Genomic DNA, 23,721 nt, shown 5'->3' with positions numbered 1-23,721 from the left:
TCCATTCGTAGTGTGCGAATGGGCGCCGTTGTGCGTTTAGTATCAGGCCAGGGGAATCAGGCCGGACAACGCCCCATCCGAGCCTGACAGGTTGAACCTGCTGCAGCGCCCCTCGGACAGGTGGCGGGAGAACGGTATCAATTGAAAATGACCGTTTTGAAACGGGTGCGATTATAGCCGTGTGCGCCAGACTTCCCAAGCCTTTCTGTCGGCGGCATGAAGATCGTTCATGGGCTTGATAGGCAATGGCTCATAGAGCTTGGGCCTGGGCTCTGCCATGATGTTGCCCATCATTCGGCAAGACGCTTTGGAGTGACCATGAACTTCCACACCCGCAAATGGGTAAAACCCGAAGACCTCAACCCCAACGGCACCCTGTTCGGCGGTAGCCTGCTGCGCTGGATCGACGAAGAAGCAGCTATCTACGCCATCGTCCAACTGGGCAACCAGCGGGTGGTGACCAAATACATTTCCGAAATCAACTTCGTCAGCGCGTCGCGCCAGGGCGACATTATCGAGTTGGGTATCACCGCCACCGAGTTCGGCCGCACCTCCATCACGCTGACCTGTGAAGTGCGCAACAAGATCACCCGCAAAAGCATCCTCACCGTGGAAAAAATGGTCTTCGTCAACCTCGGCGAAGACGGCCTGCCGGCCCCTCACGGCCGTACAGAGATCAAATACGTGAAAGACCAGTTCCAGGATGACAGCCTTCGTGAATAACACGGCAGCGGTTGGATTTTAATTACCGGATCATTCTGCGTGGATCTTTTAGTAGCGTGCTCATCACTCAGTCTCACACCCTGCAGTGAGAGGCTTGCGTATGAAAGTGTCCGGTTCCGTTCATCAGGTTCAGCCGCCGTTGCCTTGTCCTTTGGACCCAAGCACTAGCACCTCGTTGGTCGAGGGTCTAGGGCCCCGTAAGTTGAGCCTCTATCGCGACAGTAGTGGCGCAGTGGAGGTGGTTTTGTCACCGCCTGCGCCTGGACACCTGGTGCTCAGCGGTGGCGGTGCCAAAGGTGTGGCCTTTTCCGGGATGACGCAGGCGCTTGAAGATGTCGGGAAAATGCAGGGTATCAAGGTGGTGTCCGGCTCATCCGCGGGGGCGATTTCTGGCGTATTGCTTGCCAGCGGAATAGGCGGCAAGGCGTTCGATAGCCTGCTGGATCGTATCGACCTGCCCGGTTTGCTCAACAGCCAAGACCCGGTAACAGCCTGGTTGCAAGATGCAAGTTCGACCCTTGGCAAGCTCGCCAAGCGACTGCCTGGTCCGGTTGGTAATATTTCCCAGCTCTTATTGACCATGATGCCGCGCCTGCAAAGCGAGGCACCCCTATTGGTAGAGATGATGCGCAATGAGTCGCGCAAATCAATTCTCGCCCATATCGCCGACACTCCCAGGGCCACCCGGCCAGCAGAACTCATGAAGATTGCCGACCGGCTCAGTGCCGGAGGGGCGCCCACCTTTCGCGATCTTGAGGTGTTGAATCGCGTTATCCCTGCAATCAAGCAACTCAATATCACCGGCACAGCTATGTTCGACGGTCGCCCGCAGTTGGTGGTGTTCAACGCCAATCTGACCCCGGACATGGACATCGCCCGCGCTGCCCATATTTCGGGTTCGTTGCCGATGCTGTTCAAGAGCCCGGTCGAGCAGGGCCACGGATTTCAGGAGGGTTCAGAAGTTACGGCCTTTCGCGATGGTGGGCTGCTCCTCAATACCCCTGCTCCCAATGTCATTGACCGTTCGTTGCCAGAGAGCATCTGGAACAGAGACGAGCCGCTGATCGTCCAATTCGAATCCGAAAAGCCTGCAACGCCGCAAAAAAGCGGTGGTTTTTTCAGTCATCTGGTCGACACCTTTACCGATACTCCGCACACGGCGGCCGAGGCTTATCAAGATGATCGGCTCAAAACACTCGCTGATCAGACCGTGACGTTGCCGCTGAACACCACAAAAGGTGACTTCCGCGGCCTGCTCAATGGCACCGTCAACTTCACCATGACCCCTGAACAGAAAAATTATCTGCAGGCGCTGGCGCGTCAAGCGGTAGCGGCCCATCTGGAAAGGCGTGACACAACACGTGAGCATCATCCGTTCGCCTCATTGGAAAGCGCGCTGTTGGCGATGGATGATGAACACATCACCCGTGTTCAGGGTCACTTGGAGAATGATCCGGCTGCCGGAGCCGTACTGAAGTTTCGCGAGGATGCTTACGAGGCGTTGGGGGTGCTGGACGGTGCGATTACGGATGACAATCAATCTGCAGGAGCGCTTGCGCTCACGCCGAAGTTGGCATCGGCGCTACGTAACCTGGACGCACTTGCTCGTCAGCCCGAACAAGTCGAGTGGCTGGGGCAGCGCCTTAATGCCGGTGGGCAGCGTAACTTCCAGCAGCTTTTGCAGATGGGCGCCATGCAGGCATTGGTTAAAACGCCAATCTCCAAGGTCATGACCAGTGCTGTCGCCGAAATGCAGAGGCGTGATCTCGCGGTGAGGGCTGAGAACTTCACCCGTGAGGTCATTTACCCATCGCAGTACCGCCCGGGCCAGCCAGATGCCAATGTCGAGTTGTTGCAAGCGGCGGCGCGTGACTTGGCCAAAGCGACCACGCCGGCAGCATTCAACCGCGTGCTTGACGGCATTGTTCAAAATTACGGAGCACGCAATAAACCCTGGGGTAAGCCGGTCAATTCCACGACGGTGGAACAGGCCAGGGCCTGGCGTATTCCGGTTTAGTGACCTGGCCACTGAACAGCCATCGCTGGGGCGTGTCGTAGCTACAGGCACCCCTTGGACTCTGGACCATCATGGCCAAACACGAAGACGGCAAAACTCCCAACCTTTCGCAGGAAGAGCAGCAGGATGTGGACGATAACCAGCCACCCCGTGCAGCGGTGCTGCATGAAATCATCCGCACCCAGGGTGACCAGGAACTGGAGCGCAACGTGGCCGCCTTGTGGTGGTCGGCATTGGCCGCCGGGTTGACCATGGGCCTGTCGCTGATGGCCATGGGGCTGCTCAATTCACGCCTGCCCGAGGGTGAAGCATTCAAGGTGATTGCCAGCTTCGGCTACTGTGCGGGCTTTCTGGCGGTGATTCTTGCGCGCCAGCAACTGTTCACTGAAAACACTCTTACCGCCGTGCTGCCGGTCATGAGCAAGCCAACTCTGGCCAATGCCGGGCGTCTGCTTCGGCTGTGGTCAGTAGTGCTGGTCGGCAACCTCTGCGGCACCCTGTTGGTGGCCTATGTGATGCTGCACCTGCCGATCTTCGATACCAAGACCGACATGGCCTTCCTGGAGATCGGGCGCAAGATCATGGAAAACGACCCCGGTCAGATGTTCGCCAAGGGCATCATCTCCGGCTGGATGATCGCCACCATGGTGTGGATGATTCCTTCGATGGAAAGCGCCAAGATGTGGATCATCATCCTGATCACCTACCTGATGGCGCTGGGGGATTTCACCCATATCGTGGTGGGTTCGGCAGAAGTGTCTTATCTGGTGTTTGCCGGCGAGCTGCCGTGGAAGGATTTCTGGCTGGTGTTTGCCGGCCCGACACTGGCCGGCAACATCATCGGGGGCAGCTTTATCTTTGCCTTGATCAGCCATGCGCAGATTCGCAGCGAAGGCAGCCTGCCGGGCAAGAAGGCTGCGGACCCAAGGCATCCGCAGCGTATCTACCAGGATCAGTGAGCGTCAGGCGTGGCCTGGGGCTCGTCCCGGGTCACGCGCTTGACCAGCTTGCCGATGCTCAACCCCTGCAACAGGATCGAGGACAGCACCACGATGTAGGTGATGCTCAGCAGCAAGTCGCGCTCCGGGCCCAGTGGCAGGGCCAACGCCAATGCCACCGAAACCCCGCCGCGCAAGCCGCCCCAGGTCAGGATGCGGATGGTCCCGCGCGGCACCGCGCGCCAGCGGCGCAGCAGCAGGATCGCCGGGGCTACGGTCAGCAAGCGCGAAAGCAGGATCGCCACTGCCAGCAAACTGGCCGCAAATACGTGCAGCCAATTGAACGGCAACAGCAGCAGTTCCATGCCGATCAGTGCAAACAGCAAGGCGTTGAGCATGTCGTCGAGCAACTCCCAGAAACCATCCAGGTAGCGCCGGGTCATGTCGTTCATCGCCAGCTTGCGCCCCAGGTTGCCGATGATCAGCCCGGCCACCACCATCGCAATCGGTGCAGAGACGTGCAGCTCGGTGGCCATGGCCGAGCCGCCGATCACCAGGGCGAGGGTCAGCATGACTTCGATCTGGTGCTGTTCGATGCTCTTGATCATCAGGTACACCAGGTAGCCGATGAGCCCGCCGAACACCACGCCACCAACGGCTTCGTGGACGAACAGCATGGCTGTGGCGCCCACGGTAGGCGTCTCGCCCAATTGCGCGATGCCCAGCAGGACGGTAAAGACCACCACCGCTGTGCCGTCGTTGAACAGTGACTCGCCGACGATGGTGGTTTTAAGCGGTTTCGACGCATTGGCAGTACGCAGCACACCCAACACCGCAATCGGGTCGGTGGGTGAGATCAGCGCGCCGAACAGCAAGCAGTAGAGGAAACTCACGTGCCAGCCGAACAGGGCAAAGATGTAGTACGCCAGGCTGCCGATCACTACCGTGGCAATCAGCACGCCGAAGGTCGCCAGCAGGCCGATGGGCCAGCGGTAGCTGCGCAGGTCGCTGAGGTTGACATGCAAGGCACCGGCGAACAGCAGGAACGACAGCATCCAGTTCATCAGCAGGTCGCCGAAGTCGATCTGGCCTATCAGTTGCTGGATGCGTTCCTCCAGGCCGGGGTAGCCGAGCACGCTCAGGCCTTGCAGGATCAGGGAAAACAGCAGGGCCGTGACCATGACGCCGATGGTGGGCGGCAGGCCGATAAAGCGGAAGTTCACGTAGGTGAGCAGGGTGGTGAGGCAAATGAAGGCGGCGACAAGTTCAAGCATCCGGGGTCCTTGGAGGGGGGGGAAGATCAGTGATGAGTGGGGGGATGGACCGCAGCAACTGCATGAGGTTGCACCGCGCACGATAGAACCTTTTGGTGCGAGGCGGCTCTTAGCGGGTAAGTGCGGTTTGGTATGTTTAGTGCTAAAACTCTAATCGCTGTTTAAAACGACAAAAGGAATGAGTGATGACGGTCGCTTTCTGGTGTGTGTTGATCGCAATTTTTCTGCCTTACCTGTGTACGGGTGTGGCCAAGTTCAGCCAGGGCAAGTTCGGGCCTCGGCAGAACCACGACCCGCGTGCTTTTCTGGACACCCTGCAAGGGGTTGCCAAGCGTGCCCACAGTGCGCAACTCAACGGCTTTGAAGTCACCCCGGCATTTGCGGCGGCGGTGATTATCGCGCATTTGGCCGGTACGGCCGAGCTGGTGACCATCAATGTGTTGGCCGTGCTGTTTATCACCAGCCGCCTGCTGTACATCATTTGCTATCTGGCCGACTGGGCGATACTGCGCTCGGTGGTGTGGTCTGTGGGCATGGCGTTGATTGCGAGTTTCTTCTTTGTCTCGATCTGACCTGTGACGCAGGTCCACTTGTGGGAAGGGGCTTGCCCCCTCCCACATTTGACTTAGAGGGTCTCCGGAACCTGTGGCAACGCTGCGCCCTTGGGCCACAGCATCCAGATTTGCCCTTGCTGCTTCATATTCCCGGCCAGTTCACCTGCCGCATCGCCGGTGCCCCAGAACAAGTCCGCACGCACTTCGCCGGTGATTGCACCACCCGTATCCTGTGCCGCAACCGGACGTGCCAACGGCGTGCCGTCAGGCTTGGTGGTCGACAACCACAACAAACTGCCCAGCGGAATCACCTTGCGATCCACCGCCACGCTGTAGCCGGCGGTCAACGGCACATTCAGCGAACCGCGTGGGCCTTCGTTGCTGTCGGGGCGGGCGCTGAAGAATACGTAGCTGGGGTTGCTCGCCAGCAACTCCGGGATTCGCTCCGGGTGCGCCTTGGCCCAGGCACTGATGGCGCCCATGGTCACGTCTTCTTTCTTCAGCTCGCCTTGCTCCACCAGCCAGCGGCCGATAGGGCGGTAGGGGTAGCCGTTCTGGTCGCCGTAACCGACGCGCAGTTGACGCCCGTCTTTGAGTTGAATGCGCCCCGAGCCCTGAATCTGCAGGAATTGCAGGTCCATCGGCTGGGTCAACCAGGCAATCGGCTTGGCGCTGGAGCCTTGGCCGTTGATGGCGCTGGCATCGTCATAAGGCTTTAGCACGCGGCCTTCCAGGCGACCGCGCAGACGCTTGCCCTTGAGTTCCGGGTAGATGCTTTCCAGGTTGACGATGATCAGGTCATCCGGCACGCCATACACCGGCACATGGGCGGCGGCGGTCTTGGTCAGGCTGCCGGGGTAGACCGGTTCGTAGTAGCCGGTGATCAAGCCGTTTGGGGTGTTATCAGCCGAGCGCAGCCCGAACACATCCAGGCGCTCCTTGAGAAAACCGCGCACCGCTACGGCATTGCCCGGCACGCTGGCTGCCGCCGCGCAGGTCGCGCCCCATACCGGGTCGGCCTTGAGGCGTTGGCAAGCGCTGCGCCAGGATTCAAAGCCGGCCAGCAGGTCGCTGTCGGATACCGTCGGCAGCGCTTCCCAGGGGGCGCTGACGTAAGTGGCAACGGCATGGGGTTTGGCTGCTTCATCTTTAGCTGTGTCTTTACCGGTGTCCTTGCCTGCGTCGCAGCCGGCCAGCAGCGCAATCATCGGCAGAGCCCACGCCAGACGGCGGCTCCAGGGTTTCAACATGAGACTCATACACGTATTTCCTGAAACGATTGCCCGCGCCTTGGCGCCTTGGGCAACCCTTGTTATTAATAGGGCTATTGGTCTTTGCGGGCGGGGCGAGGATACTGGCCGCCGTTTCCCGTGACCCTGAGCCACCATGACTTTTAAAAAAATGACGGTTGTACTGTTGGCCTGCCTGGCAGTGTCTGCCTGCGGTGGCGTCGATCCGAATTCGCCCCTTGGCCAGCGCAAGGCGATCTTCAAGCAGATGCTCAAGACCGGTGAAGACCTGGGCGGCATGTTGCGTGGACGCATTCCGTTCGACGGCGCGAAATTCGCCGAAGGCGCGGTCAAGCTCGATGCGTTGTCCCATGAACCATGGAAGCATTTTCCGAGCGTGCGCGAGCAAGATCACACCAGCGCCAAGGATGACGTGTGGCAAAAACAGGCGCAATTCCAGCAATTGGCTCGCGACCTGGAAGCGGCCACCGGCGAGTTGGTGATCGCCAGCCAGGTGCAGCCCTACAAGGCCAGTAACCTTTCGCCTGCCGTACAGAAAGTCGAAGACGCCTGCAGTGCCTGCCATAAACAGTTTCGTGACCACTGACCGGTTTTACTGGTCGAGTTCTTCCACGGCGTCCTGCAGTTCCTTGCGGGACTCGGCGAGTTTGTCCTTACGTTTGTTGATCTTCTCCGAGTCGCCTTTTTTCATCGCCTTGTCGAGGTCGGCCTGACGGCGGCTGACCTCGTGCTTGGCGTCGAGCACTTTGTTTTCCCGCTCCTTTCTCAACGAGGCGTCGGTGCAGTTGGCGGTGACTTCGCTCAAGGCTTTTTCCAGGCCGGCCTGTTGGGCGCTGTTGCCGTGGGCCTTGGCTTGTTCGATCTGGGTGCTGATGGCTTGGCGCTTGGCGGCGCAGCCGGTGAGTTGGGGGGCTTCTTCAGCGGCCAGCAGTGGCGTGGCCATGAAGCTTGCGACGGTCAGCAGGGCAAAAGGGGCGAGGAATTTCATGTGGAGCTCCAGGGTCGCAAAGTGCAGGGTGAATTCTGCGGTGGTTTAAGGGTGGCTGGGCGGGGTTTAAAACCCGTCTATTCCTGCCACGCGTAATGTTTCAGCCAAAGCCAGTACTTGTGGATCGCGGAAAAAAGCGCTCAGTTGCGCTGCACGCCCCGGACCTATGCCATCGATGGCCAACCAGGCCTGGGTATCTCTGGCGACCAGCGTCTGCCAGTTGCCCTCCAGATTGCTGCGGGCCGCAGGCGGCACACCCAAGGCTTTGAGCCATTGTGCAAAGGGTCGTTGCCGAGCGCTGTGAAGGCTGTCGAGCAGTCGTGCGCGGCTGCGCTCACCCAAGCCATCAATGTTAGCAAGCTCTGTCGTATCCAGGGTTAACCAATCGAGAAAGCCTGCGATTAGACCGGCCTGGATCAATATGTTCCATGTCTCGCGACCCATGTGCGGCAACGCCAGGCCCTGGTTGCCGCTCAGCCAGGTCAGGCGTGCGAGCAGCTGTTCTTCGCAGCCTGGGTCCAGTTGCCAGCAACTCAGGGCGTGAAAGTCCTGCGGGACGGGGACAGGAAGGTCGATCCGTTTGGTATTGCGCAGGATCACCTGGTCCAGTCGCGGGATCACTTGGCCTGCCAGGCTGATGGACACCTGGTCGCCAGGGCGAATATCCAGCGCCTGCCAGCGTTTCAGCGAGCCGGCGCTGACCCGGCTGATCTGTCGGTCGTCCAGCCGCACTGGCTCCAGTTCCAGAATCGGCGTTATGCGCCCCGTGCGGCCGATCTTGAACTGCACCTTGCGGACCAGGGCCAACGCCCTGGAAGCGGGGTACTTCCAGGCGACAGCCCAGTAGGGTGCGCTGACTTGCCAGCGCTTGGCGGGCACCTGTGATGCCTGATGCAGTACCACCCCGTCGCTGGCGAAGGGCAGTGTGTGGTTGTACCAATAGGTGCGCCAGTGCGCGGCTTCGGTGATTGTCCGGGCGGGTTGGCTATAGCGCTGGCTGTCGGTGAAACCCCAGTGTGCCAGGATGGCCAGGCGTTCGGTAAAAACGGCCGGGCCGTCCGGCCAGGCCCAGACAAACAGGCCGATACCGGCGGCGTCGGCGTTACTCAGCTGTCGGCGGTTCATCAGGCCGGCCACCTTGCTGCGGGCATTGAGCCCGCCCAGGGCTGATTGCACGTGGTCGTCGAGGCGCCAATACAGCTCGCCTTGCAGCACCACATCGATGGGCTCCGGCAGTTGCTGGACAATGCCGGGGATCCTGCGGGCGGAGGCTGACCAGTCCTGGCCGAGAGTGCCATCGCCGCGGCTGATCACCTGCTTCAAGCGGCCCTGACGGTACACCAGCGTCACTGCAACGCCGTCGACCTTGGGTTGGATCCACACGTCGTGTCGGGTGTCCAGCCAGGCGCCGACGGCCTGTTCATCCAGGAGTTTTTCCAGGCCGGTATGCACGACCGGATGTGGCAAGGTGCCCCGAGCGCTAGCCAGTGGGTTATCAGGTTTCGAGGGGGTTGGAGTGACGCACTGGCGCCAATGGGTCAGGCGCTGGCGTGCTTGGTCGTAGAGCTCATCATGGACGGGGGATTGGCCGAGGCGGTGGTAGCTGTCATCCCACAGGCGGACCTGTTCGGCCAGGGTGTCGACCTGTGTCCTGGCCTCGTCGGGGCAGTCTTCGGCCGATGCCAATAAGGGGAACGTGCTGAGTAACAGGGCAACCAATAAACGCATCATGAGCATCCTTGCTCGGAAAGGGTGCCCAGCCTAAATGAACCTCACGGCCACAAAAAAGCCCCGACAGTGCGGGGCTTTTTACCGGGTGTTTCTACTTACTTGAACAGACCGCCCAAGGCTTTCACGGCATCCGGCTTATCAGCCTTGGCCTCTTGGGTTTGCTGCTTGGCGTCGGCTTTGGCCTGGGCTTCCGAAAGTTTGTCACAACCTTTGTTGATCTGGTCTTGCGCCGCTTTGAAGGCCTTCACTTTCAAGGTGTCTTTGCTGGCTTCGGCCGCATCGATCTTGGTTTGCAGGTCTGCGGCTTGTTTTTGGCAGTCGCCGGAGTTGCCGCCGCCCAGCTGGGAGGTCAGGGCGCCACTCAGTGCGCTCAGGTCAGCGGCGTGGGCCGGCAGGGCGAACAGGCTGAGCAGAAGGGCAGCAGGGGCGAGCGTGGAGATGCGCATGAAAAACCTCAATGTTCGATTGCCTGTGCACGTGTCTATCCCGGGCTGGCGCAGGTCAATATCCAGATAAGGTTAGAGGGCCCGAGAGGGCGCGGATTCTAGAGGGCCGTCATTGGGCCTGCAAGGTTTGGATCCAAAAAATGTGAAAGGGGTCGCGCAGGCCATAAAAAGCCCCGCCGGGCGAACCCGGCAGGGCTTTTGGGTGCAGCGCGTGCTTACAGGCCGGCGGCGGTGCGCAGGTCGTTGGCGCGGTCGGTTTTTTCCCAGGTGAACGTGGTGAAGGTGTCGTCGCCGACAGTCTTTTGCGCAGGGGTACGACCGAAGTGGCCGTAGGCTGCGGTTTCCTGGTACATCGGGTGCAGCAGGTCGAGCATGGTGGTGATCGCGTACGGGCGCAGGTCGAAGATCTCACGCACCAACTTGACGATCTTGTCGTCGCTGATCTTGCCGGTGCCGAAGGTATTCAGCGAGATCGACGTAGGCTGGGCCACACCAATGGCGTAGGACACCTGAATTTCGCAGCGCTCGGCCAGGCCAGCCGCAACGATGTTCTTGGCCACGTAACGACCGGCGTAGGCGGCCGAACGGTCAACCTTGGACGGATCTTTACCGGAGAACGCGCCGCCGCCGTGACGCGCCATGCCGCCGTAGCTGTCGACGATGATCTTGCGACCGGTCAGGCCGCAGTCGCCCACCGGGCCACCGATGATGAACTGGCCAGTCGGGTTGATGTGGAACTGGGTGTCTTTGCTCAGCAGTTCGGCCGGCAGTACGTGCTTGACGATCAGCTCCATCACGCCTTCACGCAGGTCGGCGTAGGACACGTCAGGGTTGTGCTGGGTCGACAGCACGACAGCGTCGATACCCACCACCTTGCCGCCTTCGTAGCGGCAGGTCACCTGGGACTTGGCGTCCGGGCGCAGCCAAGGCAGCAGGCCGGATTTACGCGCGTCGGCCTGACGTTGCACAAGCTGGTGCGAGAAGGTGATCGGTGCTGGCATCAGCACTTCAGTTTCGTTGCTGGCGTAGCCGAACATCAGGCCTTGGTCACCGGCACCCTGGTCTTCTGGCTTGGCACGGTCGACACCTTGGTTGATGTCCGGGGACTGCTTGCCGATGATGTTCATCACACCGCAGGTCGCGCCGTCGAAGCCGACGTCGGAGCTGGTGTAGCCGATCTCGGTGATCACGTCACGGACGATCTGCTCCAGGTCAACCCAGGCGGTGGTGGTCACTTCGCCGGCGATGATCGCTACACCGGTTTTCACCAGAGTCTCGCACGCCACGCGGGCGAACTTGTCTTCAGCAATGATGGCGTCCAGCACCGCATCAGAAATCTGGTCGGCGATTTTGTCCGGATGCCCTTCAGACACGGACTCGGAGGTGAAAAGGGAGTATTCGCTCATCTCGATGTTTTCCTGATATTACCGATGGTGAGTGTCGCCAGCCGGTCGCTGAAAATGGCGAACCTGGATCTGGAAACCATTACGTAAGCCTACATAGAGGCTTTCCCCGGGAACGAGCCCCGCAGCGGTGGCCCAACGGGCCAGATCGTCCTGTTCAAAACCCAACCAGAGATCACCGCAGGCCTCCCTGGCCCAATTCTGGTTGTGGCTGCATAAATCCGTAACCAACAGGCTACCGCCGGGGTGCAGCAACCCGGCCATTTGCTTTAATGCGTCGGCGGGAGCGGCGAAATGGTGCAAGACCATGTTCAGCACCACGCAGTCGGCCTTGATCAGCGTGCCGCTCAAGGCGTCAGCCAGTTGCAGGGTCACATTGCCCAGCGATTCACGCTCGCACAGCTGTCGCGCCAGTTCGAGCATCGCCGGGCTGTTGTCCAGCGCGGTCACCTGATGAAAGCGGCGCGCCAACTCCGGCAGAAAACCGCCATCTCCAGGCCCGACTTCCAATGCCGTCGCCTCATCACTGAAGCTCAGCTTGTCCAATAGCGCCAGCACGCTGTCGCGGTACTGCGGCAGGCCGGCGATCAGGTCTTGCTGCGCACGAAACTTCTCGGCCACCCGTGCGAAAAAATCCTGACTCGCCGCTGCGCGTTGCCCGTGGACCTGGCCGATGCGCGACTGTACGTCGGTTGGCAGGCTCAGGTTGTCCACTTCTTCGAGCAGGGCGGCGTGCAGCTTGCCGCCGAGCAGGTCGGTGTGGGGCAGGGCGCGGCGGTAAAAAATTGCATTGCCTTCGCGGCGCGTGGCTACCAGGTCGGCCTGGGACAGCACCTTCAAATGGTGGCTCATGCCGGACTGGCCGATGGCGAAGATCTGCGCCAGTTCCAGTACGCCGAAGGAGTCGTTGGTCAGCGCACGCAAGACGTTCAGGCGCAACGGGTCCCCAGCGGCCTTGCACAAGGCTGCCAGTTCATCGCCGTCGTCGGGACGCAGTGAGGGCACGGGTAGGTTCATAAGGCCAGCAGTCTAGTGACGGGTGCATATCCTCGCAAGGCCAATATCAAAAAGTTTTGATATTGATCGATAAGTGGCGGTTATAAGCCGCCGCTATAACCGTTAGACGAACAAGTTGCCGATTTCTGCAGGCGATTGCCGGCAACGCACAGGAAAAACAGCCTCAAGTGACTATCTGTCATTGCCCGCAGGCGGTGGCTGAGGGAAAATGCCGGTCCTTTTTTGCGTTTCTTTTTATTCACTCTTTATTCAAATCCTCAGGAGAACAGCGATGCCCAGCCGTCGTGAGCGTGCCAACGCCATTCGTGCCCTCAGCATGGATGCCGTGCAAAAAGCCAACAGCGGCCATCCCGGTGCCCCGATGGGCATGGCGGATATCGCCGAGGTACTTTGGCGTGACTACCTGAAACACAACCCGAGCAACCCGTCGTTCGCCGACCGTGACCGCTTCGTGCTGTCCAACGGCCACGGCTCGATGCTGATCTACTCGCTGCTGCACCTGACCGGCTACGACGTCACCATTGATGACCTCAAGAGCTTCCGCCAGCTGCACAGCCGCACACCGGGCCACCCGGAATTCGGCTACACCCCAGGCGTCGAGACCACCACCGGTCCCCTGGGCCAAGGCCTGGCCAACGCTGTTGGCTTCGCGCTGGCTGAAAAAGTTCTGGGCGCGCAGTTCAACCGTCCTGGCCACGACATCGTTGATCACCACACCTACGTGTTCCTGGGTGATGGCTGCATGATGGAAGGCATTTCCCACGAAGTCGCTTCCCTGGCCGGTACCCTGGGCCTGGGCAAGCTGATCGCCTTCTACGATGACAACGGCATTTCCATCGACGGCGAAGTCGAAGGCTGGTTCACCGATGACACGCCAAAGCGTTTCGAAGCCTACAACTGGCAGGTGATCCGCAACGTCGACGGCCACGATCCTGAAGAAATCAAGACCGCCATCGACACCGCTCGCAAGAGCGCGCAACCAACCCTGATCTGCTGCAAGACCACTATCGGTTTCGGTTCGCCGAACAAGCAAGGCAAGGAAGACTGCCACGGCGCCCCACTGGGTGACGCGGAAATCGCCCTGACCCGTGAAGCGCTGAAGTGGAACCACGGCCCGTTCGAAATCCCGGCTGACATCTACGCCGAGTGGAGCGCCAAGGAAAAAGGCCTGGCGACCGAAGCCGAGTGGGACCAGCGTTTTGCTGCCTACTCCGCCGAATTCCCAGAGCTGGCCAATGAGCTGGTACGCCGCCTCGCCGGTGACCTGCCTGCCGACTTCTCGGAAAAAGCCTCGGCCTACATCGCCGAAGTCGCGGCCAAGGGCGAGACCATTGCCAGCCGTAAAGCTAGCCAGAACACCCTGAATGCCTTCGGCCCGCTGCTGCCTGAGTTCCTTGGCGGTTCGGCCGACCTGGCCGGTTCCAACCTGACCCTGTGGAAAGGTTGCAAAGGTGTCTCGGCCGAAGACGCCAGCGGTAACTACATGTACTACGGCGTGCGCGAGTTCGGCATGAGCGCCATCATGAACGGCGTGTCCCTGCACGGCGGCCTGGTGCCGTACGGCGCGACCTTCCTGATGTTCATGGAATACGCACGTAACGCAGTACGTATGGCCGCGCTGATGAAGAAGCGTGTGATCCATGTCTACACCCACGACTCCATTGGCTTGGGCGAAGACGGCCCGACGCACCAGCCGGTCGAGCAACTGACCAGCCTGCGTACCACGCCGAACCTGGATTGCTGGCGTCCAGCCGACGCGGTGGAATCCGCTGTGGCCTGGAAGCACGCCATCGAGCGTAAGGACGGCCCGTCGGCGCTGATCTTCTCGCGTCAGAACCTGCAACACCAAGTGCGTACCGACGCACAGATCGCCGACATCGCGCGTGGCGGCTACGTGCTCAAGGACTGCATCGGCGAGCCGGAGCTGATCCTGATCTCCACCGGTTCCGAAGTCGGCCTGACCGTTCAGGCCTACGACAAGCTGACTGCCCAGGGCCGTAACGTGCGCGTTGTGTCCATGCCGTGCACCAGCGTGTTCGAAGCCCAGGATGCTGGCTACAAGCAATCGGTCCTGCCGTTGCAGGTCAGCGCGCGTATTGCCATCGAAGCGGCTCACGCCGACTACTGGTACAAGTACGTGGGCCTGGAAGGCCGCGTCATCGGCATGACCACCTACGGTGAGTCGGCGCCGGCGCCAGCCTTGTTCGAAGAATTCGGTTTCACCCTGGAAAACATCCTGGGTCAGGCTGAAGAGCTGCTGGAAGACTAAGTCAGTCTGCGTTGTCTGTACTGGCGCTATCGCGGGCAAGCCCGCTCCCACATTTGGATCGCGGTCTAATGTGGGAGCGGGCTTGCCCGCGATGGCGTCAGAACATTCGACACCGAACTAACCTTGATCGAGAACCCCATGCCCCAACCGCGTCCCTACAAAGTTGCACTCAACGGCTACGGCCGCATTGGTCGTTGCGTCTTGCGTGCTCTGTTCGAGCGAGGGGCGGCTGCCGGGTTTGAAATTGTCGCGATCAACGATTTGGCCGACATGGCCAGCATCGAATACCTGACACGCTTTGACTCCACTCACGGCCGCTTCCCTGGTGAAGTGCGGGTTGAAGACGATTGTCTGCATATTAATGGCAACTGCGTGCAGGTCTTGCGCAGTGCCACCCCCGAAGGCATCGACTGGAAAGCATTGGGCGTCGACCTGGTGCTGGAATGTTCCGGTGTCTATAACACCCGCGCCGACGGCCAGCGTTTTCTCGATGCCGGCGCGCCGCGTGTGCTGTTTTCCCAGCCGATGGCCAGCGAGGCGGATGTCGACGCCACTATCGTCTACGGTATCAATCAGGATTGCCTGACCGGCGATGAGCTGCTGGTATCCAACGCTTCCTGCACCACCAACTGCAGCGTGCCGCTGTTGCGCCTGCTGGATCAGGCGATCGGCATCGATTACGTGTCGATCACCACCATCCACTCGGCGATGAACGACCAGCCTGTGATCGACGCCTATCATCATGAAGACCTGCGTCGTACACGCTCGGCGTTCCAGTCAGTGATTCCGGTGTCCACAGGTCTGGCCCGCGGCATCGAGCGCCTGCTGCCGGAACTTGCCGGGCGAATTCAGGCCAAAGCCGTACGGGTGCCGACGGTGAACGTGTCCTGCCTGGACATCACCCTGCAAACCGTCAGCGACACCGATGCGGTGGAGGTCAACCGGATTCTGCGCGACGCCGCCACCCGCGGCCCGCTCAAAGGCTTGCTGGCCTACACCGAGTTGCCCCACGCCAGTTGTGATTTCAACCATGACCCGCATTCGGCGATTGTCGATGCCAGCCAGACCCGCGTTTCCGGCCCCAGGTTGGTGAACATCCTGGCTTGGTTCGACAACGAATGGGGGTTTGCCAACCGTATGCTGGATGTTGCGGAACATTATCTGCACATCGCCTCTAAACAACCTCAACAACAGTAACTCAGGAACTGCGACCCATGACCGTGTTGAAGATGACCGACCTCGATCTGCAAGGTAAGCGCGTACTGATTCGCGAAGACCTCAACGTCCCAGTCAAAGACGGTGTTGTCACCAGCGATGCGCGGATCCGGGCTTCGCTGCCGACCATCAAGCTGGCCCTGGAAAAAGGTGCAGCCGTCATCGTCTGCTCCCACCTGGGTCGTCCGACCGAAGGTGAGTTCTCGGAAGAAAACAGCCTCAAGCCTGTAGCCGATTACCTGAGCAATGCCCTGGGCCGCAACGTGCCACTGGTGACTGACTACCTGGGTGGCGTTGACGTGAAGCCCGGCGACCTCGTGCTGCTGGAAAACGTGCGCTTCAACAAAGGCGAGAAAAAGAACAGCGACGAACTGGCCCAGCAATATGCGGCCCTGTGCGACGTGTTTGTAATGGACGCGTTCGGTACCGCCCACCGTGCTGAAGGTTCGACCCACGGCGTGGCCAAGTTCGCCAAGGTCGCCGCTGCTGGGCCGCTGCTGGCTGCTGAACTGGATGCACTGGGCAAAGCCCTCGGCGCACCGGCCCAGCCGATGGCTGCCATCGTGGCGGGCTCCAAGGTGTCCACCAAGCTGGACGTGCTCAACAGCCTGAGCCAGATCTGCAACCAATTGATCGTCGGCGGCGGCATTGCCAACACCTTCCTGGCCGCTGCCGGCCACCCGGTGGGCAAGTCGCTGTACGAGCCGGACCTGCTGGACACCGCCCGCGCCATCGCTGCCAAAGTCAGTGTGCCGCTGCCAGTAGACGTAGTGGTAGCCAAGGAATTCGCCGAAAGCGCCGCCGCTACCGTCAAACTCATCGCTGACGTCGCTGAAGACGACATGATCCTGGACATCGGCCCGCAAACTGCAGCCAACTTCGCCGAACTGCTGAAAGCCTCCCAGACCATCCTGTGGAACGGCCCGGTTGGCGTGTTCGAATTCGACCAGTTCGGCAACGGCACCAAAGTGCTGGCCAACGCCATCGCTGAAAGCTCGGCCTTCTCCATTGCCGGCGGTGGCGACACTCTGGCGGCCATCGATAAATATGGCGTGGCTGACCGTATCTCCTACATTTCTACCGGTGGCGGCGCATTCCTTGAATTCGTCGAAGGCAAAGTCCTGCCTGCCGTTGAAGTGCTGGAAACCCGAGCCAAAGGTTAAGGCCCGTGATCAGGAAAAGGAGCATTCCCATGATCAAGTCGTTGGCACTGGTGATCGCAGCGGGCCTTTTGGCCGGCTGCGGCAGCACGCCAAGCGCGGCGCAGCAGGCTGGAAAGCCGGCATCGCAGCAGAAAACGAGCTGCTACCAGGCGGACTGGCAAGCCGAGACCATGCCGGTGATCAACAAGCGCATCGGCAATGAGCGGCTGGAGAAATACGACTCCGCGCCCAACGGTCAGGAACAGGGTTGCCCTTGACGGGTCTGATCAACTAACCGACAGCATCGGCGGCCTTTGGCGCCGCTGCGAGGATTGGCAATGAAAGGCGTTTTCGCCCTGGCAGCCCTGGCCCTACTGGCCGGTTGCAGCAGCATGAACATGTTCAACAAGGCAGAACCTGCCGACAAGTGGACCACCTGGACCTGCGACAGCAAGGCCGAGGTCAACTGGCGCTTTGCCAATGCGGCCAAATCCGAGGTGGATGTACGCCTCGGTGGTTCCGACCAGGTTTACCGCCTTAAACAGGATGTTGCGGCTTCTGGCGTGCTGTACAGCAACGACCAATTGGCGTTTCACACGAAAGGTGAGGAAGGCCTGGTTTACTGGGTGGCTACCGACGATTTGATCGGGCGCGGCTGCAAAGCCCAATAAGCCTGACAGCAATAACGATTCAGCAGGCCAGGCATGCAAAACCTGACCGGCAATAACTTGAATAGCAGCCGCCGCTACGGCAGGCTTGCACGATTAACGACCCTCGACCGGGAGAGACAACACAATGGCACTTATCAGCATGCGTCAAATGCTGGACCACGCAGCCGAGTTCGGCTACGGCGTCCCAGCCTTTAACGTCAACAACCTTGAGCAGATGCGCGCCATCATGGAAGCCGCTGACAAGACCGACTCCCCAGTGATCGTCCAGGCGTCGGCTGGTGCGCGCAAATACGCCGGCGCCCCGTTCCTGCGTCACCTGATCCTGGCAGCCATCGAAGAATTCCCGCACATCCCGGTGTGCATGCACCAGGACCACGGCACCAGCCCTGACGTGTGCCAGCGCTCCATCCAACTGGGCTTCAGCTCGGTAATGATGGACGGCTCCCTCGGCGAAGACGGCAAGACCCCGACCGACTACGAATACAACGTGCGCGTGACCCAACAAACCGTGGCCCTGGCTCACGCCTGCGGCGTCTCGGTTGAAGGCGAGCTGGGTTGCCTGGGTTCGCTTGAAACCGGCATGGCCGGCGAAGAAGACGGCATCGGCGCCGAAGGCGTGCTGGATCACAGCCAGATGCTGACCGACCCGGAAGAAGCCGCCGACTTCGTCAAGAAGACCCAGGTCGACGCCCTGGCCATCGCCATCGGCACCAGCCACGGCGCTTACAAGTTCACCAAGCCGCCTACCGGCGACGTGCTGGCCATCGACCGTATCAAGGAAATCCACAAGCGCATCCCCAACACCCACCTGGTGATGCACGGTTCTTCCTCGGTCCCGCAAGAGTGGCTGGCGATCATCAACCAGTACGGCGGCGACATCAAAGAAACCTACGGCGTACCAGTTGAAGAAATCGTCGAAGGCATCAAGCACGGCGTGCGCAAGGTCAACATCGACACCGACCTGCGCCTGGCGTCCACCGGCGCAATGCGTCGCCTGATGGCCACCAACCCGAGCGAATTCGACCCACGTAAATTCTTCGGCGCCACCGTGACCGCGATGCGTGATGTGTGTATCGCACGCTACGAAGCGTTTGGTACTGCGGGTAATGCTTCGAAGATCAAGCCGGTATCGTTGGAAGCGATGTATCAGCGGTATTTGAAAGGTGAGTTGAACGCTAAGGTGAACTAAGCCTCAAGCGTCTAACAAAGAAGCCCGCAGCGATGCGGGCTTTTTTTGTCTGGGATTTGATCAGCTTGCAGGTGTTGAATAGAAACCCCGATGTTCAATCACCCGAAACACATCGCTCACGTCCTGCACCGGAATGCGTGCGGTATTGGCCACGTTATTCAAGTCGCGCTGGGCTGCGCAGCAGCCCCAACTTGGTCACCGCAGAATGCCAGAATCACTTGAGGTGAAGGTTTTGGGGCTGCTTCGCAGCCCAGCGCGGGACAAGCCCGCTCACCACAGAGTTAGGTGTCAGCCTTTAAGCATAACTATGCCGTTATCTCGGGCAAGCCCGGCTCCCACAGGAATCGCGGTGTGTTTAACAAGGTAGCTTCACCGAGGAATCGTCCTCGGCACCACCGGACACTTCACTCGTGATCTATATCCAACTTCGCAAACGTCACCTTCGCCCCTTCCTTGCTGTCCCCACTGTTGTCCTGCACATACGCGCCCGCCTTGAAATACAGCGGCTTGGCCGCCCAGGCCGCGCCGATGCGCTCGTTCCATTCACTGTCGGCGGCGTACACGCTGAGTAGCCCAGCCTTGTTGAGGTTGATCACGTAAGTGAAGCTTTTCTCCAGCGGCACATTGGACGCGACGATGATTACGCGGCTTTCATCTTCATCCGGGCGCATGCGCACTTTGGCGACGATGTTGCCGGTCTGGGTCTTTTCCTTGAACTGGTATTCGAGCTTGATCAGTGGTTTTTGGCTGTCATAGGCGTGGATCTGGCCAATGACGATCTTGCCGCTGGAGGGCACCTGGTTCACGGCCAGGGTGGCGCGCAGGAAGTTGTCGGCGTCGGGGTAGGTCCAGTTGCGCAGGCGGCCGTCGGCGTAGGTTTCGCGCAATTCACTGCGCGGGTAGATGGCGTTTTCGGTGCGGGTGCCGGTGACGGGGGTCCAGAATTGCACGTTGCTGCCTTCGGCCTGGAAATACTGGTCGTTGAAGCCGCTGAGCAGCTTTGGCGTGTCGATAGTCGCGGGGGGCGAGCCGACCGGAATGCTCAGGTTCCACGTGGAGAGGTCGATCATGGCGTTGGCCTTTTACAGGGGGTGACGGCTTTGGCCCGGGGGCCTGACAGGTTCTTTATAGGCGGTGGCCGTCCAGTTGTTAAACATTTGCTGGCAATTTATTGACGCCATAGGAATGCCAAAAAGCCATGTTTCCCATGAACCGTGGGCTGTAGAGGTTGACCGTTAGTCGGCTGACTGAACTTTGGCGCAATGATGGCATCCACGTCACTTCTGATTTTCAGGATCCGGGGCTAGAGTGAGGCCTTGATGTTTGTCCGGGTTTTCTGTCAGAAATGACCGGATTAGACCTAAGGAAGAGTCCCAGCATGGAATGCGCTCCACATCACGGCGATGGCAGTTCGGTTCTTCTGGTGGTCGATGACTACCCGGAAAACCTGATCAGCATGCGTGCGCTTTTGCAACGCGATGACTGGCAGGTGATCACCGCCGCATCCGGGATGGAAGCCCTGGAGTTGTTGCTGCTACATGAAGTCGATTTGGTGTTGCTGGATGTGATGATGCCCGGCATGGACGGCTTCGAAGTCGCGCGGTTGATGCGCGGCAGCCAGCGCACGCGCATGACCCCGATCATCTTTCTGAGTGCCAACGCCCAGTCGCCCGCCGCCGTGCTGGAAGGCTATGCCAGTGGTGCCATCGACTATCTGTTCAAACCCTTCGACCCGCATATCCTCAAGCCCAAGGTCCAGGCGTTGCTGGAGCATCAGCGCAATCGCCGGGCGTTGCAGCGCCTGAGCCATGACCTGGAGTCCGCGCGGGCCTTTAATGCGTCGGTGCTGGATAACGCCGCCGAGGGCATTCTGGTGGTGAGTGAGGAGGGCGTGATCGAATACGCCAACCCGGCGATTTCGCGGCTGCTCAACGCCACGATCCAGGAGTTGCAAGATCAGGACTTCCTGAGTTTCCTGCAAAAACCCCATGTGCCCGCCTGGCTGGACTCGCAGATGTACGCCGGTTATCGCAAGGGCGAAACCTGGCGTCTGCACGATGCGCTGCTGCGCACCCGTCGTGGCCAGCAGGTGCCGGTGGCACTGTCCTGCGCGCCGTTGCCCGCCGAGCAGAAGGCCATGGTGGTGACGGTGCTGGACATGTCCGAGGTCCGCCACTTGCATCAGCAGTTGGAATTCCAGGCCGTCACCGACCCACTGACCGGGCTGCTGAACCGGCGCGGCTTCCATCAGGCAGTGGAAAACACACTGTTGCGCAGCGAGCGCACGGAGCAGTCCCTGGTGTTGCTGTACCTGGACCTCGACGGTTTCAAGCGGGTCAACGATTCCCTGGGCCATGACGCCGGTGATCGGGTGCTGCGCTGGGTCTCGGAGCAATTGCAGGGCTGCCTGCGCTCCTACGACATTATCGGCCGCATGGGCGGGGATGAATTTACCGCGCTGCTGGAATTGGAATTCCCGGAGCAGGCGGCAAAGATTTCGGAGAAGCTGATCGAGCGCGTCTCGGTGTGCCAGCAGGTCGACGGTCTGGATGTGATGCTCGGCGTGAGCATCGGCATTGCGACCTACCCGGATTGCGGCTCGGATCTGAATGGTTTGCTGCGTGCGGCCGACATCGCCATGTACGAAGCCAAGCGCGCAGGCCGTCAGCAATATCGTTATTACGACCAGGAAATGAACGGCCGTGCGCGCTCGCGGCTGATGCTCGAAGACAGTGTGCGCACGGCGATCCAAAACAGGGAGTTCACCCTGGTCTATCAGCCCCAGGTTTCCCTGGCGGATGGACGCTTGCGCGGCGTCGAGGCGTTGTTGCGCTGGCAGCACCCCAGCGTCGGCGACGTGCCGCCAGGGCTGTTTTTACCGTTGCTGGAAGAGGCGCGGCTGATCAGCCAACTGAGCGCGTGGATTTATCAGCAGGTCGCTGCCCAGCGTCAGATGTGGCAAAGCGCCTTCGATGACGAGTTGGTATTGAGCGTGAGTCTGAGCAGCAGCCAGTTCAACATGCCCAACCTGGCGAACCAGTTGCAGCAGATGATGGAGCGGTATGGGCTGCAGACGCACCAGTTGGAGGTGGAAATCGGCGAAGACTGCCTGATGAGTAACCTGGAAGAGGCCGCCAAACAGCTCAAATTGCTGCGCCGCATCGGCGTACGCATTGCGCTGGATGACTTCGGCGCGGGGCAGTGCTCCTTGTCGCATCTGCGTGACTTGGCGTTCGACACCCTCAAACTTGACCCGCAATTGGTTGCGCGCCTGCCGGGTTCGGTGAGGGACACGGCGATGGCGCGCAGCATTATCGAGCTGTGTGGGCATTTTGATGTGGTCGTGGTGGCCGAAGGCGTGGAAACCCAGGAACAAGCTCAGTGGCTCAAGGCCCATGGCTGCCCGTTTATCCAAGGGCCGTGGGCGGCACAACCGCTGATGGCCGATGAAGTGCTCGACTGGTCTCGCGCCCGCATGCGCTGAATTCGCTACACTGGCGCCCATTCGAACCCTGTTGCAGACCTCCATGACCGCGCTGAAATACCTCCAGGCCTATCCCGCCGCCCTCCAGGAGCAGGTACGCCAACTGATCGCCAAGGACCAGTTGGGTGCCTACCTGGAGCAGCGCTACCCCGAGCGCCACGCGGTGCAGAGCGACAAAGCCCTGTACGCCTACGCGCTGGCCTTGAAGCAGGAACACCTGCGCAACGCGCCGGCCATCGACAAGGTGCTGTTTGATAATCGCCTGGACCTGACCCACCGCGCCCTCGGCCTGCACACCACGATTTCGCGGGTGCAGGGTGGCAACCTCAAGTCCAAGAAAGAGATCCGCATTGCTGCGTTGTTCAAGGACGCCGCGCCGGAATTTCTGCGCATGATCGTGGTGCACGAACTGGCACACTTCAAGGAATCGGACCACAACAAGGCGTTCTACAAACTCTGCGACTACATGATGCCGGGTTACCACCAGGTGGAATTCGACCTGCGGGTGTACCTCACGTATCGCGACCTGCAGGGCAAACCCTGACCGCACAAGGCGACTGACCATGGATGTGAGCAAGACCAAAAGCAGCTTCTACCGCCGCCTGTACGTGGCGTACCTGATCGACAGTGGGCTGGCCAGCAGTGTGCCGGCGCTGACCGACGCCACCGGCATGCCTCGGCGCACGGCGCAGGACACGATTGCGGCATTGGCTGACCTGGATATCGTGTGTGAATTCGAGCAAGAGGACGGTGCCCGTAACCATGCCGGGCACTATCGGATTCGTGATTGGGGCGCAATTGATCGGCGCTGGATCGAAGGCAATCTGGCTTCGGTGAAGCAGGTGTTGGGGTATCCCTGAAGGTTTTGCACTGTTTCAGCTGACGCCATCGGGAGCAAGCCCCCTCCCACATGTGGGAGGGGGCTTGCTCCCGATGAGGCCCTCAAGCCCGGCGCATACCTATATGTGGAATATCATCCTCAAGGTATTCCTCACCCGCCACCACAAACCCATACCGCCCGTAATACCCCTGCAGATGCGCCTGGGCTGACAGAAAGATCGGTGTCTCTGGCCAGATCTCGTCAATCTGCTTGAGCGTTTCTTCCATCATCGTGTGCCCCAGCCCGGTCCCCCGCTCCCCCGACGCGACGATCACCCGGCCAACTACCACATCGCCGCCTTGGGACTCTGGATCCAGCAGGCGCAGGTAGGCCACCAGTTCATCGTCTTTCCAGGCCATCAGGTGGTGGGTGTCGCCCGCCAGGTCTTGCCCGTCGATGTCTTGATAAACGCACTTCTGCTCGACAACGAAGACCTCGCCGCGCAGGCGCAGGATGGCGTACAGCTGCTCCTTGCCCAGGTCGGTGTGATGTTTGCAGACCCAATCGACTGTCATGGTGTGTTCTCACGT

The 23,721-nt window shown here is 60.3% G+C and carries 23 protein-coding genes, 1 pseudogene and 1 riboswitch; of the genes and pseudogenes, 14 read left to right on the top strand and 10 right to left on the bottom strand.

The window, feature by feature from the left end; genetic code table 11:
* Positions 1 to 13 precede the first annotated feature (13 nt).
* Positions 14 to 120: riboswitch (S-adenosyl-L-homocysteine riboswitch) on the bottom strand.
* A gap of 198 nt (positions 121 to 318) precedes the next feature.
* The 3 genes from AOA60_RS19340 (at position 319) to AOA60_RS19330 (ending at position 3,699) form a co-directional block, all read left to right on the top strand.
* Entirely contained in the window at positions 319 to 723 is a 405-nt protein-coding gene (locus tag AOA60_RS19340) for an acyl-CoA thioesterase (protein ID WP_099585803.1), read from the top strand.
* Positions 724 to 823: 100 nt separating this feature from the next.
* On the top strand, positions 824 to 2,740 hold the full coding sequence (locus AOA60_RS19335; RefSeq protein WP_099585802.1) for a patatin-like phospholipase family protein: 1,917 nt from the start codon (positions 824 to 826) through the stop codon (positions 2,738 to 2,740).
* A gap of 71 nt (positions 2,741 to 2,811) precedes the next feature.
* A complete protein-coding gene (locus AOA60_RS19330) occupies positions 2,812 to 3,699 on the top strand; it encodes a formate/nitrite transporter family protein (RefSeq protein ID WP_099585801.1) in 888 nt (295 codons plus the stop codon).
* Here the strand turns inward: AOA60_RS19330 and AOA60_RS19325 are convergent.
* Positions 3,693 to 4,952, bottom strand: coding sequence for a sodium:proton antiporter (locus tag AOA60_RS19325; protein WP_099585800.1), 1,260 nt, complete (start codon positions 4,950 to 4,952; stop codon positions 3,693 to 3,695). The genes AOA60_RS19330 and AOA60_RS19325 overlap by 7 nt on opposite strands.
* 185 nt (positions 4,953 to 5,137) lie before the next feature.
* Between AOA60_RS19325 and AOA60_RS19315 the strand changes: the two genes are divergently transcribed.
* Positions 5,138 to 5,524: an MAPEG family protein gene (locus AOA60_RS19315; RefSeq protein WP_099585798.1), complete on the top strand. Its 387-nt coding sequence runs from the start codon at positions 5,138 to 5,140 to the stop codon at positions 5,522 to 5,524.
* Between the two features lie 53 nt (positions 5,525 to 5,577).
* On the opposite strand, the gene AOA60_RS19310 is transcribed toward AOA60_RS19315, so the two are convergent.
* Positions 5,578 to 6,765, bottom strand: a complete 1,188-nt coding sequence (locus tag AOA60_RS19310; RefSeq protein WP_099585797.1) for a murein transglycosylase A — start codon at positions 6,763 to 6,765, stop codon at positions 5,578 to 5,580.
* Positions 6,766 to 6,892: 127 nt separating this feature from the next.
* Between AOA60_RS19310 and AOA60_RS19305 the strand changes: the two genes are divergently transcribed.
* Entirely contained in the window at positions 6,893 to 7,342 is a 450-nt protein-coding gene (locus tag AOA60_RS19305) for a cytochrome c (RefSeq protein ID WP_099585796.1), read from the top strand.
* A gap of 6 nt (positions 7,343 to 7,348) precedes the next feature.
* On the opposite strand, the gene AOA60_RS19300 is transcribed toward AOA60_RS19305, so the two are convergent.
* From AOA60_RS19300 to AOA60_RS19280, 5 genes are all read right to left on the bottom strand, one after another.
* Positions 7,349 to 7,744 (bottom strand): DUF1090 domain-containing protein, encoded by a 396-nt coding sequence (locus tag AOA60_RS19300; RefSeq protein ID WP_099585795.1) that lies wholly within the window; start codon positions 7,742 to 7,744, stop codon positions 7,349 to 7,351.
* Between the two features lie 66 nt (positions 7,745 to 7,810).
* Positions 7,811 to 9,475, bottom strand: a complete 1,665-nt coding sequence (gene ligB / locus AOA60_RS19295) for an NAD-dependent DNA ligase LigB (RefSeq protein WP_099585794.1) — start codon at positions 9,473 to 9,475, stop codon at positions 7,811 to 7,813.
* A gap of 95 nt (positions 9,476 to 9,570) precedes the next feature.
* Positions 9,571 to 9,921: a hypothetical protein gene (locus tag AOA60_RS19290; protein WP_099585793.1), complete on the bottom strand. Its 351-nt coding sequence runs from the start codon at positions 9,919 to 9,921 to the stop codon at positions 9,571 to 9,573.
* 215 nt (positions 9,922 to 10,136) lie between these two features.
* Positions 10,137 to 11,327, bottom strand: coding sequence for a methionine adenosyltransferase (gene metK / locus AOA60_RS19285; RefSeq protein WP_099585792.1), 1,191 nt, complete (start codon positions 11,325 to 11,327; stop codon positions 10,137 to 10,139).
* Positions 11,328 to 11,345: 18 nt separating this feature from the next.
* Complete coding sequence (locus AOA60_RS19280) at positions 11,346 to 12,341, bottom strand: metalloregulator ArsR/SmtB family transcription factor (protein ID WP_099585791.1); 996 nt, start codon at positions 12,339 to 12,341, stop codon at positions 11,346 to 11,348.
* A 271-nt stretch (positions 12,342 to 12,612) separates the two neighbouring features.
* Between AOA60_RS19280 and tkt the strand changes: the two genes are divergently transcribed.
* The 6 genes from tkt to fba all read left to right on the top strand — a co-directional run bounded on the left by tkt (position 12,613) and on the right by fba (position 18,827).
* Complete coding sequence (gene tkt / locus AOA60_RS19275) at positions 12,613 to 14,610, top strand: transketolase (RefSeq protein WP_099585790.1); 1,998 nt, start codon at positions 12,613 to 12,615, stop codon at positions 14,608 to 14,610.
* A 138-nt stretch (positions 14,611 to 14,748) separates the two neighbouring features.
* Positions 14,749 to 15,807, top strand: a complete 1,059-nt coding sequence (gene epd / locus AOA60_RS19270) for an erythrose-4-phosphate dehydrogenase (RefSeq protein ID WP_099585789.1) — start codon at positions 14,749 to 14,751, stop codon at positions 15,805 to 15,807.
* A gap of 17 nt (positions 15,808 to 15,824) precedes the next feature.
* Complete coding sequence (locus AOA60_RS19265) at positions 15,825 to 16,988, top strand: phosphoglycerate kinase (protein ID WP_099585788.1); 1,164 nt, start codon at positions 15,825 to 15,827, stop codon at positions 16,986 to 16,988.
* Between the two features lie 29 nt (positions 16,989 to 17,017).
* Positions 17,018 to 17,245: a hypothetical protein gene (locus AOA60_RS19260; RefSeq protein WP_099585787.1), complete on the top strand. Its 228-nt coding sequence runs from the start codon at positions 17,018 to 17,020 to the stop codon at positions 17,243 to 17,245.
* A 60-nt stretch (positions 17,246 to 17,305) separates the two neighbouring features.
* Entirely contained in the window at positions 17,306 to 17,638 is a 333-nt protein-coding gene (locus AOA60_RS19255) for an MliC family protein (protein ID WP_099585786.1), read from the top strand.
* A gap of 124 nt (positions 17,639 to 17,762) precedes the next feature.
* Complete coding sequence (fba, locus tag AOA60_RS19250) at positions 17,763 to 18,827, top strand: class II fructose-bisphosphate aldolase (protein ID WP_099585785.1); 1,065 nt, start codon at positions 17,763 to 17,765, stop codon at positions 18,825 to 18,827.
* 60 nt (positions 18,828 to 18,887) lie between these two features.
* Here the strand turns inward: fba and AOA60_RS33995 are convergent.
* Positions 18,888 to 19,001, bottom strand: a pseudogene (locus tag AOA60_RS33995) (fructose-bisphosphate aldolase); the annotation flags it as partial.
* A 230-nt stretch (positions 19,002 to 19,231) separates the two neighbouring features.
* Entirely contained in the window at positions 19,232 to 19,897 is a 666-nt protein-coding gene (locus tag AOA60_RS19240; RefSeq protein ID WP_099585784.1) for a polysaccharide lyase family 7 protein, read from the bottom strand.
* A gap of 308 nt (positions 19,898 to 20,205) precedes the next feature.
* Here AOA60_RS19240 and AOA60_RS19235 point away from each other — a divergent pair, with 308 nt between their 5' ends.
* The 3 genes from AOA60_RS19235 to AOA60_RS19225 are packed head-to-tail and all read left to right on the top strand — an operon-like array spanning position 20,206 to position 23,171.
* Positions 20,206 to 22,311, top strand: coding sequence for a bifunctional diguanylate cyclase/phosphodiesterase (locus AOA60_RS19235; RefSeq protein ID WP_099585783.1), 2,106 nt, complete (start codon positions 20,206 to 20,208; stop codon positions 22,309 to 22,311).
* Positions 22,312 to 22,354: 43 nt separating this feature from the next.
* Positions 22,355 to 22,855 (top strand): M48 family metallopeptidase, encoded by a 501-nt coding sequence (locus tag AOA60_RS19230; RefSeq protein WP_017735682.1) that lies wholly within the window; start codon positions 22,355 to 22,357, stop codon positions 22,853 to 22,855.
* A gap of 19 nt (positions 22,856 to 22,874) precedes the next feature.
* Positions 22,875 to 23,171 carry a helix-turn-helix domain-containing protein gene (locus AOA60_RS19225; protein ID WP_099585782.1) on the top strand — a complete coding sequence of 99 codons (297 nt, stop codon included), beginning with the start codon at positions 22,875 to 22,877 and terminating at the stop codon, positions 23,169 to 23,171.
* Between the two features lie 82 nt (positions 23,172 to 23,253).
* Here AOA60_RS19225 and AOA60_RS19220 read toward each other — a convergent pair whose 3' ends face one another.
* On the bottom strand, positions 23,254 to 23,706 hold the full coding sequence (locus AOA60_RS19220) for a GNAT family N-acetyltransferase (protein ID WP_099585781.1): 453 nt from the start codon (positions 23,704 to 23,706) through the stop codon (positions 23,254 to 23,256).
* Between the last annotated feature and the right edge of the window lie 15 nt (positions 23,707 to 23,721).

This window comes from Pseudomonas sp. 2822-17, from assembly GCF_002742485.1.
Taxonomy (GTDB): Bacteria; Pseudomonadota; Gammaproteobacteria; order Pseudomonadales; family Pseudomonadaceae; genus Aquipseudomonas; species Aquipseudomonas cyclaminis.
Note: the sequence above shows the minus strand (reverse complement) of the source record. Positions and strands in the feature narration are given on the sequence as shown.

Bases quoted from the DNA above. Each gene is read 5' to 3' on its own strand.
- AOA60_RS19340 (WP_099585803.1), top strand. From the start codon at position 319: ATGAACTTCCACACCCGCAAATGGGTAAAACCCGAAGACCTCAACCCC.
- AOA60_RS19335 (WP_099585802.1), top strand. From the start codon at position 824: ATGAAAGTGTCCGGTTCCGTTCATCAGGTTCAGCCGCCGTTGCCTTGT.
- AOA60_RS19330 (WP_099585801.1), top strand. From the start codon at position 2,812: ATGGCCAAACACGAAGACGGCAAAACTCCCAACCTTTCGCAGGAAGAG.
- AOA60_RS19325 (WP_099585800.1), bottom strand. From the start codon at position 4,952: ATGCTTGAACTTGTCGCCGCCTTCATTTGCCTCACCACCCTGCTCACC.
- AOA60_RS19315 (WP_099585798.1), top strand. From the start codon at position 5,138: ATGACGGTCGCTTTCTGGTGTGTGTTGATCGCAATTTTTCTGCCTTAC.
- AOA60_RS19310 (WP_099585797.1), bottom strand. From the start codon at position 6,765: ATGAGTCTCATGTTGAAACCCTGGAGCCGCCGTCTGGCGTGGGCTCTG.
- AOA60_RS19305 (WP_099585796.1), top strand. From the start codon at position 6,893: ATGACTTTTAAAAAAATGACGGTTGTACTGTTGGCCTGCCTGGCAGTG.
- AOA60_RS19300 (WP_099585795.1), bottom strand. From the start codon at position 7,744: ATGAAATTCCTCGCCCCTTTTGCCCTGCTGACCGTCGCAAGCTTCATG.
- ligB (WP_099585794.1), bottom strand. From the start codon at position 9,475: ATGATGCGTTTATTGGTTGCCCTGTTACTCAGCACGTTCCCCTTATTG.
- AOA60_RS19290 (WP_099585793.1), bottom strand. From the start codon at position 9,921: ATGCGCATCTCCACGCTCGCCCCTGCTGCCCTTCTGCTCAGCCTGTTC.
- metK (WP_099585792.1), bottom strand. From the start codon at position 11,327: ATGAGCGAATACTCCCTTTTCACCTCCGAGTCCGTGTCTGAAGGGCAT.
- AOA60_RS19280 (WP_099585791.1), bottom strand. From the start codon at position 12,341: ATGAACCTACCCGTGCCCTCACTGCGTCCCGACGACGGCGATGAACTG.
- tkt (WP_099585790.1), top strand. From the start codon at position 12,613: ATGCCCAGCCGTCGTGAGCGTGCCAACGCCATTCGTGCCCTCAGCATG.
- epd (WP_099585789.1), top strand. From the start codon at position 14,749: ATGCCCCAACCGCGTCCCTACAAAGTTGCACTCAACGGCTACGGCCGC.
- AOA60_RS19265 (WP_099585788.1), top strand. From the start codon at position 15,825: ATGACCGTGTTGAAGATGACCGACCTCGATCTGCAAGGTAAGCGCGTA.
- AOA60_RS19260 (WP_099585787.1), top strand. From the start codon at position 17,018: ATGATCAAGTCGTTGGCACTGGTGATCGCAGCGGGCCTTTTGGCCGGC.
- AOA60_RS19255 (WP_099585786.1), top strand. From the start codon at position 17,306: ATGAAAGGCGTTTTCGCCCTGGCAGCCCTGGCCCTACTGGCCGGTTGC.
- fba (WP_099585785.1), top strand. From the start codon at position 17,763: ATGGCACTTATCAGCATGCGTCAAATGCTGGACCACGCAGCCGAGTTC.
- AOA60_RS19240 (WP_099585784.1), bottom strand. From the start codon at position 19,897: ATGATCGACCTCTCCACGTGGAACCTGAGCATTCCGGTCGGCTCGCCC.
- AOA60_RS19235 (WP_099585783.1), top strand. From the start codon at position 20,206: ATGGAATGCGCTCCACATCACGGCGATGGCAGTTCGGTTCTTCTGGTG.
- AOA60_RS19230 (WP_017735682.1), top strand. From the start codon at position 22,355: ATGACCGCGCTGAAATACCTCCAGGCCTATCCCGCCGCCCTCCAGGAG.
- AOA60_RS19225 (WP_099585782.1), top strand. From the start codon at position 22,875: ATGGATGTGAGCAAGACCAAAAGCAGCTTCTACCGCCGCCTGTACGTG.
- AOA60_RS19220 (WP_099585781.1), bottom strand. From the start codon at position 23,706: ATGACAGTCGATTGGGTCTGCAAACATCACACCGACCTGGGCAAGGAG.